We start from the raw sequence: 1,818 nt of genomic DNA on the forward strand, positions 1-1,818 counted from the left end.
GTGCGGCGGTTCGGGGCCGCGATCACCGCGCCGGCCCGTACGACGGCCGCGGCCCCGAACCGCCGCACTCCCAGGTCCCCGATGGACCGCCCGAGCAGCGTGGTGACCATGTAGACGTTGTACGGGACGGTCGCCATCTCGTCCGAGCTGCCGAGGACGTCCACCAGGTACTTGGCGCTCCAGTTGGAGACGGTCGAGTCCCCGATGTACGCGAAGCACATCACCAGACAGAGCGGCAGCAGCAGCGAGAAGGCCAGGCGCCCACCCGCCGCTCCGGCCTCCGCGGCGACCTTGTCCTCGGGCCCGCCCCCGTCGACGTACCACCGGCTCCCGATCAGCGCGGCCGGCAGCAGCACGAGGACCACCGGCAGATACGACACGAGCAGTGGCAGATCCCAGTGCGCCCCCGCCCACGCCAGCGAGGCCCCGGATATCCCACCCAGGCTGTACACGGCGTGGAACCCGAGCATGATGCTCCGCCCGTACGACCGCTGCAGGCTCACTCCGAGCATGTTCATCGAGGCGTCGAGCGCCCCGACCGCCAGGCCGAACGCGGCCAGCGAGATCCCGAGCTCGATCATGTGCTCACCGGCTCCGACGCCCAGCAGCGCCAGAAGCACGACGGGCTGCGACCAGCGCAGCACCTGGCTCGCCGGGATCCTCTTCACCAGCTGCTCGGTGCAGACGCTGCCGACACCGGCGAGCACCGGTACCGCGGCGAGGAAGGCCGGCAGCAGCGCGTTGGAGACCCCGTACCGGTCCTGAATGGCCGGAATTCGCGTCACGAGCAGTGCGAAGGCGACGCCCTGAGCGAAGAAGCTGAACGCCAACGCGGTCCGGCCGCGCCGCAGCACATCTGTCATGGCGGAACAGTAGGGGTCGCCCGCTACCCATGGGTAGAGGAAGTTGAAGATTGCTCAACTAAGCAGAGGGAGCAGCTCCGCCATGTCCGAGAAGTGACCCTGGACTCCGGTCAGCTTCTCCGCGGGAGTCATCGCCGTGAACCCGTACACGTCCATCCCGGCCGCGAGCCCCGCCCGGACACCCAGAGGGCTGTCCTCGACGACCGCGCACCGCTCCGGCGCGACCCCCATCCGCTCGGCGGCGTAAAGGAAGAGATCGGGCGCCGGCTTCCCTCGCCCCACGTCCTGCGCGCTGAACACCAGCCCCTCCCCGAACCACCGGTCGAGCCCTGTCGTCCGGTGCCCGACCCGGATCCGCTCATGGCTCCCGGACGACGCCACGCAGTACGGCACGCCCTCCGCCACCAGCTTCTCCAGCACGTCGAAGATCCCGTCGACCGGCGCCAGCTCTCGCTCGAACGCCGCGAACACCCGCGCGTGGAAGACCTCGTCGAAGTCGTCGGGCAACCGCCGCCCCGTCCGCTCCTGGATCAGCTCATGGACACGGTGCATCGCGGACCCCATGTAGTCACGGATGGACTCCTGGTACGAGGTGGGGTGCCCGAGCTCGGTCAGATAGGCGGCGAGGTGCCGGTTGGAGATGGGCTCGCTGTCGACGAGCACACCGTCGTTGTCGAAGATCACGAGGTCGTAGCGCATCCGAGCACTCTACGAACTACGAACCCGACGCACGAACCGCTAAAAGCAGAAAGGCCCACACCATAAGGTGTGGGCCTTTCTCAATATTTGTTCGGCGGCGTCCTACTCTCCCACAGGGTCCCCCCTGCAGTACCATCGGCGCTGTGAGGCTTAGCTTCCGGGTTCGGAATGTAACCGGGCGTTTCCCTCACGCTATGACCACCGAAACACTATGAAACAATCAACCGCACCACACCCCCGCGTGAGGGGTGTGGGG

General features: G+C 67.7%; 2 protein-coding genes and 1 rRNA gene. All 3 read right to left on the reverse strand.

The window, feature by feature from the left end; genetic code table 11:
• Nucleotides 1–863, reverse strand: an 863-nt coding sequence (locus tag AOK15_RS41310) for an MFS transporter (protein WP_055524438.1), incomplete at its 3' end; no start/stop codon positions are given.
• 54 nt (nt 864–917) lie between these two features.
• The gene (locus tag AOK15_RS41315; RefSeq protein WP_055524435.1) at nt 918–1,562 is read right to left on the reverse strand and encodes an HAD family hydrolase; all 645 of its coding nucleotides are present in this window, start codon (nt 1,560–1,562) and stop codon (nt 918–920) included.
• Nucleotides 1,563–1,651: 89 nt separating this feature from the next.
• Nucleotides 1,652–1,768, reverse strand: a 5S ribosomal RNA gene (rrf, locus tag AOK15_RS41320).
• Nucleotides 1,769–1,818 lie beyond the last annotated feature (50 nt).

It is taken from the genome of Streptomyces ossamyceticus, assembly GCF_001418475.1.
GTDB lineage: Bacteria > Actinomycetota > Actinomycetes > Streptomycetales > Streptomycetaceae > Streptomyces > Streptomyces ossamyceticus.